Annotated in this window: 6 protein-coding genes; 2 read left to right on the top strand and 4 right to left on the bottom strand. The window is 43.8% G+C overall.

Going from position 1 to position 7,194, the window contains the following annotated elements:
- The first annotated feature begins 356 nt into the window (after positions 1-356).
- A complete protein-coding gene (locus tag QUB64_RS18635) occupies positions 357-1,877 on the top strand; it encodes a phenylacetate--CoA ligase family protein (protein ID WP_333273251.1) in 1,521 nt (506 codons plus the stop codon).
- Positions 1,878-2,021: 144 nt separating this feature from the next.
- Here the strand turns inward: QUB64_RS18635 and QUB64_RS18630 are convergent, their stop codons facing one another.
- Both QUB64_RS18630 and QUB64_RS18625 read right to left on the bottom strand, forming a co-directional pair.
- The gene (locus QUB64_RS18630) at positions 2,022-2,759 is read right to left on the bottom strand and encodes a Uma2 family endonuclease (protein WP_333273518.1); all 738 of its coding nucleotides are present in this window, start codon (positions 2,757-2,759) and stop codon (positions 2,022-2,024) included.
- Between the two features lie 281 nt (positions 2,760-3,040).
- Positions 3,041-4,150, bottom strand: coding sequence for a Rho termination factor (modular protein) (locus QUB64_RS18625; protein WP_333273252.1), 1,110 nt, complete (start codon positions 4,148-4,150; stop codon positions 3,041-3,043).
- A 164-nt stretch (positions 4,151-4,314) separates the two neighbouring features.
- Here QUB64_RS18625 and QUB64_RS18620 point away from each other — a divergent pair, with 164 nt between their 5' ends.
- On the top strand, positions 4,315-4,536 hold the full coding sequence (locus QUB64_RS18620) for a hypothetical protein (protein ID WP_333273255.1): 222 nt from the start codon (positions 4,315-4,317) through the stop codon (positions 4,534-4,536).
- Between the two features lie 180 nt (positions 4,537-4,716).
- Here the strand turns inward: QUB64_RS18620 and QUB64_RS18615 are convergent, their stop codons facing one another.
- Both QUB64_RS18615 and QUB64_RS18610 read right to left on the bottom strand, forming a co-directional pair.
- Positions 4,717-5,601 (bottom strand): ParB/Srx family N-terminal domain-containing protein, encoded by an 885-nt coding sequence (locus QUB64_RS18615; protein WP_333273257.1) that lies wholly within the window; start codon positions 5,599-5,601, stop codon positions 4,717-4,719.
- Positions 5,602-5,607: 6 nt separating this feature from the next.
- Positions 5,608-7,098 (bottom strand): AAA family ATPase, encoded by a 1,491-nt coding sequence (locus tag QUB64_RS18610; RefSeq protein ID WP_333273260.1) that lies wholly within the window; start codon positions 7,096-7,098, stop codon positions 5,608-5,610.
- Positions 7,099-7,194 lie beyond the last annotated feature (96 nt).

The following is a 7,194-nucleotide window of genomic DNA, read 5'->3' as shown; positions in this document are numbered from 1 at the left end:
GATGTAAGACGGGCTTTGCCTGCAATCACTGCTTGAATTCAGAATCCCCTTGCCTTCAGGCAGGGGAGTATGTCAAGCTTGATTGAGATTGGGAGTTTTGGGCGATCGCGCTAATTCATCTTGACATAGTGTGTCAGTGTTTATGAGTCGATCTGCAGCTCGGTCATTGCCTGCGGTTATGGTGTTAAAAAAGCGGTTGTCTGCCGCACGAGTCGATTGCCCGGTGTAGTTGTGCGATCGACCACAAAATGTGTTCAAATTTTTAGTAACCCGCCTAATCTGCCGTCCGGTGGTTAGCGTTACTAATTGAATCTCGATCGAGCGACGTGCCAAATACGCATTTTAAGGAGCCAATCATGCAGCCAGAACCTCGTCAGGGAGCAATTGGGGCGTTTGAAGAGTTTTTGAGGGCGTCGCTTGAGGAACGATTGCAACAGCAGAGTCTAGATCCAGCATCTGCTACGACCGCGCTTTTTCATAACGTCGCTACCACAGTACCAGCTTACCAGAAGTTCCTAGCTGCACTCAACATCATTCCCGAGTCAATTCAAACTTTTGAAGACTTCCAAAAATTGCCGCTAATTACCAAAGAGAATTATTTGCGCTGTTACCCGCTACCTCAGTTGTGCCGCGAGGGAAAATTAGAAACTTGCGATTTCATTGCTGTTTCATCGGGTTCGACGGGAAACCCGACCTTTTGGCCGCGTTTTATCGATGACGAGTTGCAAATTGTCGATCGCTTTGAACAAATATTTCACGACAGTTTTTTCGCCGACACCCGCCGCACTTTAGCTGTGATTTGCTTTGCGTTGGGGACTTGGGTAGGCGGAATGTACACGGCGAATTGCTGCCGCTATCTAGCAAGTAAGGGTTATCCGGTGACGGTGGTAACGCCGGGAAATAACAAGACTGAAATATTTCGAGTTGTGCGGGAACTTGGGGAGCATTTCGACCAAGTAGTATTGTTAGGATATCCGCCGTTTATCAAAGATGCGATCGATAGCGGGATTGCTGCGGGTGTGGAGTGGCAAAAATATCGAATTAAGATGGTGTTTGCGGGGGAAGTGTTTAGCGAAGAATGGCGGAGTTTGGTGAGCGATCGCATTAATTCAGACAATTTATATTATAACTCTGCAAGCCTTTACGGTACTGCCGATGCGGGCGTTTTGGGCAACGAGACACCGTTGAGCATTTGCATCCGCCGCTGGTTGGCCAACAATCCGGAAGCAGCGCGCAATTTATTCGGAGAATCGCGGTTGCCAACGCTGGTGCAGTACGATCCGAAAAGCCGCTTTTTTGAAGTGAATGATGACGGTACGCTGTTATTTTCTGGCGACAACGGCATCCCGCTAATCCGGTATCACATCTCCGATAACGGCGGTTTGATTTCTTACGAAGCAATGCTCAGTTTTTTGGCAGAATCTGGATTTAACCCGGTGACACATTTGCAGGAAGCGGCTGGGGAAAGTGCCGATTTGCTGAGAGGAATTCGCAATCTGCCATTTGTGTATGTATTCGGGCGATCGCACTTTACGGTTTCCTACTTCGGTGCTAACATCTACCCAGAAAACGTTACCGTAGGTTTAGAAGCTCCCACGATTAGCGAATGGGTGACGGGAAAGTTTGTCCTGCAAGTCAAGGAAGATGCCGATCGAAATCGGTTTTTATCGGTGGTGGTGGAGTTAGCTGCGGGGGTGGAAGAGGACGAGGAGATGAAAGTGGCGATCGCATCTTCAATTCTCGCGCAATTGCGGCGTCTCAACAGCGAATTTGCTAATTACGTGCCGCCAGAATATCAGTTACCCGTCGTGACATTAACTGCGACGGGCGATGCGGAGTATTTCCCGATGGGCGTGAAGCACCGATACACTAGATAGATTTGAGATTGGAAATTTTTTGGTAATATTATGTGCGATCGATTACCATAACAAAAACGGTTCGTAGGTTCGTAGTGCGGACTTCAGTCCGCTTTCATGCGGACTGAAGTCCGCACTACGAACATTACTTACTAATACCACCCATTAAATTGTATCGGGATCGATATTTAATTCTCGCAGTTTTGCGGCCAGGCGATCGGCTCGTTGAGCCTGATTTTCGGCTCGTTGAGCCTCTGCATCTGCTCGCCCTGTCTCCATTTCTGCAACCTCTTCAGGAGTAGGAACCAGTTCACCTGCTGCTGTAAAGAAACGCAATTGTCCGCTACAAATACCCAAACTCAAATCAAGCTGTTGACTCCGCAGATGCCCAAATTCATTCGGTGCAATTAGTTGATATTCTCCATCTACCAAATGAAACCCAGCTAATTCTAAAGTTTCTGGATCGAACCAAAAGTAATCCAGAGTTCGGAAAGTATCTTGATAGAGTTGTTTTTTAAAGTTTTTATCTATGTTCGCTGTTTTCGGCGACAGGATTTCAAGAATGATATTCGGGTACTTTCCGTCTTCATCCCAAACTACCCAGCTTTTCCGAGTTTTGCGTTCTGTTCCGAGTACCACAAAAAAGTCTGAGCTTCGGAAGTCTTGAGATTTGAGTTGTTGTGTACAGTAATAAATGGTGAAATGACCAGCAGCATAGAAGTCATTTCTATCTCGCCACACCCATTCAAGGCATTGCATCAATAGGATTATTTGTCGGAAGTGCAGTTCTGTTTCTATCGAATGTTCATCACAGTATAAATCGCTGGGAGGAAAGATAAAATTTTCAGGTATTTCTTGTTCTGGTATTTCTTGAGGAATAGCTAATTCTGCGGTTGCGGACATGGCTGCTTGGGGAGAAGTAAGAGGTGGTGTGTCTATTTTAGCAAGGTTTTCAGATCGATGCCGAGGACTATTTATTCTGAAAGTGCGATCGAACACCAAACCCTTGTAGAACTTACGCAACTGTCATATTAAATAAAAAAAGGTACGTAGTTGCGCTTCAGCGCTCTTCATTGATATTGTTAAAGAGCGCTGAAGCGCAACTACGTACTAAGAATGCACCCCAACAATAGTACAAGTTACGTAAGTCATGTATTAGTCTTTAAATATTAGCAATAACCGCATTATTTGCCATCAGCTTCTCTGAGGGCTGCCAGAATTTCCGGTCGTTTCATGCGCGCGTAGCCCCGCACTTTTCTGTCTTTGCCGAGAGCCTTCAAGCGTCTCAGCGAAAGAGTGTCATAGTCTTCCTCGTATTCCTCTTGGGGCGGAAACGGCAACTCCAACTGCAACTGCGGTAGCTGAGGTTTCTGCTGAGGCTTCGACTGCTTCTTAGCCTGCGTTTTTGGCTGCGCCTTCGACTGCTTTTTCGGCTGTGTCTCAGGCTGTATTTCTGAGTGCGTCGCAGCGGCTCCCAGTTGGCTGCGCAGCGTGGCGATTTGATTTTTTAGGTCATTTTCCACATCGGCGATCGCATCGGCCACAAACTGATTAATTATTTTAACTGTGCGCTCTAATTTAATTGACAGCAGTTGTTCCAATAGATCCAACTGTCTCAACGCACCTTCAAGATTCATCTCATAAATCACCGCAGATTTCGGAGAACTCTCGCTACCAGATTGTTCAATTTTTTTAGCCAATTTATCTACCTTTTCGTGAAATGTTTTTTCAACTTGTTCTAGCAAATGCTTAATCTGTGCTATTTGGTCGCGCTCAAAGTTTTGTTCAGTTAGAACTTTTACTTGCTTTTTTAGCAAATCTTCATTTTTTTTAACTGATTGTTCTATTTGTTTGGTTAGACTCTCTACTTTTTTTTGAAATGATAGCTCAAATTGTTGCAGTAGAGTCTCAAGTTGTGCAGTTTTCTGAGTCGGCTGCGGAGCTAAATGTTCCATTTCTGCTTGAGCAGCAACTACCTCCTCGTCGGTCATTTCAAAAACCCAAGCCCACAGTTGCTCAATGCCGAGTTCTTTGGCAACAATACACCAATCTGAGCCGCAGACAACTTCATATTCTTCTTCGTTGCTGTAAGCTTCAGTAGGGCGTACAATTAAAGGAATTAAGTTGCTGCCTTGCTCGATGAGACTTCTCCTGAGAGCTTCGCGGCGTTCGCGAGGGATTTCTGTGCCCTGAGTTTCAGGTACCGCAATTTGGGAAGTATAAATCTGACTGTGACTAATTGGCTTAATCCGCAAATATTCTACTATTCGGTTTTGATCGGACGATCGATCCATCTTCTTACAAGTCCCCTTTTGTCATTAAAATCAGGTGTTTGGGTAATGATGTATATTTGCACTTTACAGCCTGGGTTTTAAGTGCCACAGGACTAACCCAAGAACTCTAATTATAGGGTGCGAGACAAACACCTTACCCAGACTGTGGTTAGTTAAAGGATTTGTTGGCCGATATCTCCACGTCTGGGGGAGATATCGGCGGCGTGCTGTACCTGTGCGGCTGGCTGTGGGGTGACAGCCCGGGCGATCCAATAGCTGCAAGCTTCGCTAACGGCAAAACTGACTGCAATTCCTACAAAAAATCGACTGTGATGAGTTTAACTGGCTGGGGGACACAAATTATACACTGCTTCACTCATCTTTACTTTTTTTGGCGATCGGCTTAGAGGGCTTCGCTAACGGGCGATCGTCTTCGAGGGCTTGGCTAACCGGCTAGAGTGTTAAGATGTGGCGAAAATTGCGAGTGATAAGTATTTTTACCCTCGTCAATTACCTGAGAGAAATTCGGTTTCAACTCTTGTGGGGCGTTGCTCCCAGCATGACCCCAAAAATGCAAATTAGACGGCTCACAACTTATAAGTATTGTCCCAGTAATCAATTATTTTAATCATTGTTTTGTCGGTTAACCCTTTAATACGTTCCACCACATTGGCAAATGATACAAAGGGCCGCACATCTCGCTCTTTGAGTATGAGTTGTATAACGGGAGCCTTCAGCAGCTTAGTATCTTCTAAATTCGCTTTCAGTTGAGCTTTATTGTAAGTATTAAGTGCAGCCAACAGCGACATGGGTTGAGAAGTTACCTGTTCAACTTCTGGTACGGCATTTACCAAAGTGGGCTTTTCCGATCCCGACTCTGATTTCAACTCATTAATTCTGTTAGCCAACTGGGCTTGAATTAACAGAGGTAATTGTTGTGAAACTAGATTTTCAACTTCTTGTATTCTCTCGGCTAACACCTGTTTTTCACGGGCGTATTCAGCTTTCAATTCATTGATTTTATTTTCTAACCGAGCTTCAATATTTGTCAGCCGCTGCTCTAAACTTGATGATGGTTGTGGAGTTTCAATTTCAACTGAAGCCTCAGTTATCAATGACTCTTTGGGACTTGGATTCTCACCTAAATTCTCAGTGACTGCGGTTTTTCTGAGGATTTCCAGTTGTTCGAGGAGAAGTTCTTCATTTTCTGGTTCCAGGATAAATGCTCCGATTGTCTCGCCCTTGAGAGGTTCAATTTCCTTGGCTCTCGCCGCCGCATAGTATTCAAAGTCTCCGTCTACTATTTCGTAAGCATCCATACCGATGCGGCGGACAATCATCGGATTAATCAAGCCTCCTGCATCTAAAATTAGTCTAGCTAATTTATCCAAATCAGGCTCGGCAAAATTGGAACGCGACACTGCGGATGTGATTCTTTTGACTGCAACCAGTGACGGAGATAATTTTTTCATAAGTTTTTACTTACCTATTTTTGCCAAAACTTCTTCAGCTAGCATTTCAAATTCTTGGGATGAGGTGCAATCGGGTTTAAAATCGAGTACCGAAATCGGATCGGCAATTTCCATATTTCCCACGATTTTAAATAGTTCTGCACACTTTGCTAAATCCTCTTTTTCGTAAATTACGCTGTCCATGATTTCCAGGCCGTACCGTTTGGGGATTGCCTCCCTCCGCTTGGGCAAACTGTACTGTACAAATTTAGGATTGGGTGAGATTTTGCAAGGGAGGATGCCTAAAACTTCTAAAGGTTTCTTGCCAATTTGTTTTTTAAATCCATTAACTTTTTTAATAAAATCCTTGACATTAATCAATCCTTGATTGGCAAAAGGCTTTAAGTCAGAAGGAATAATTAAATAATCAGCAGCAATTAAGGCAACTCTGGCGAAAAAATTCAAAGATGGCGGCGTATCAATCAGTACAATATCGTACTTATCTTCTACTTCTGCCAGTTTTTGAATTAAAATCATGCGGCTGTAATCTAGTTGATTTAGTTCCGTTTCATAGTACATTAAATCGATGTGGGAAGGAACTACATCAATTGCGGGATTGCAGAAATTAGACTTGCGCGCTACTTCGGCGATGGAGTAAAAATCTTCTGATTGCAAAACTTGCAGAATATTGTTATCTTTCAAATCGTCTTGTTCTTCATCCTCAAATTTTACTAAACCAGTTGCAAAGGTGGTATTTGCCTGACTGTCTAAGTCGATGACTAGGACTCTTTTACCTTCTTTGCTGAGCGCTGCGGCTAAATTGACTACTGTTGTAGTTTTGCCAACACCGCCTTTGTTATGGTAAATTGCAATTATTTTCATATTGTTTTGCGGGGTTTGAGGAACGATTAAATCGAATGAGTTAACTAGAATATTTTCAGGTATTTTTTCGGGGGATGAGAGTTTAATTATCTCATGTTCTGCGGTGGCGGAATTGTTTTGTTCTACTGGTGTTTCGCTAATTAACTCAGAACCAACTAAATTAAGTTTACTATCTTCCAGTTCCAGATTGTCTTGATTTATTGCAAAAATTAAACTATCTCTGCCAATTAAAGCGATTATTTCATCGATTCTAGTTTCAATGTCTTGTCCGGCGCACTGAAATACTAGCTGAATATCATCGGCGAGTCTTGCGTAAATTCTAATTTCTTTGCCGTTAGTTATGAGTCCGTAGCGGATGCTTAAACTTGTTAAGTAACGCTTGAGTTTTCGCAGGTGGCGGTCTAAATTTTCCTTGGGATGTTTTGCTTCCATGACTAAACTCATGGGCGAGTCTGCATCGAGCACTATGGGGATAACTTGGGTAGCAAATGAGAGGAAGTCTAGGCGAATATTCCCAAAGGCGATTTCTTGGTGCCAAGTGTCGGGGGTATAGCCCAGTTTTGGCAACAAATAGCTGACAATGAGTTTGCTTTCTACTTCGCTTTCGTTGCGGCAGTTATTGGGATTGAAAGCCATTCGATTTTATATTTTATTGGTAGGGTGCGTCGCCACAGCAAATCCCAAACAAATATCGACAATCTTATAGCGACGCACCTAAGCAAGTCGTAGGGT

This window comes from Microcoleus sp. Aus8_D2 (assembly GCF_036702665.1).
Lineage (GTDB): Bacteria > Cyanobacteriota > Cyanobacteriia > Cyanobacteriales > Microcoleaceae > Microcoleus.
The sequence above is the reverse complement of the archived record's forward strand: the minus strand, read 5'-3'. Positions and strand labels throughout refer to the sequence as shown.

Bases quoted from the DNA above. Each gene is read 5' to 3' on its own strand.
- QUB64_RS18635 (WP_333273251.1), top strand. From the start codon at position 357: ATGCAGCCAGAACCTCGTCAGGGAGCAATTGGGGCGTTTGAAGAGTTT.
- QUB64_RS18630 (WP_333273518.1), bottom strand. From the start codon at position 2,759: ATGTCCGCAACCGCAGAATTAGCTATTCCTCAAGAAATACCAGAACAA.
- QUB64_RS18625 (WP_333273252.1), bottom strand. From the start codon at position 4,150: ATGGATCGATCGTCCGATCAAAACCGAATAGTAGAATATTTGCGGATT.
- QUB64_RS18615 (WP_333273257.1), bottom strand. From the start codon at position 5,601: ATGAAAAAATTATCTCCGTCACTGGTTGCAGTCAAAAGAATCACATCC.
- QUB64_RS18610 (WP_333273260.1), bottom strand. From the start codon at position 7,098: ATGGCTTTCAATCCCAATAACTGCCGCAACGAAAGCGAAGTAGAAAGC.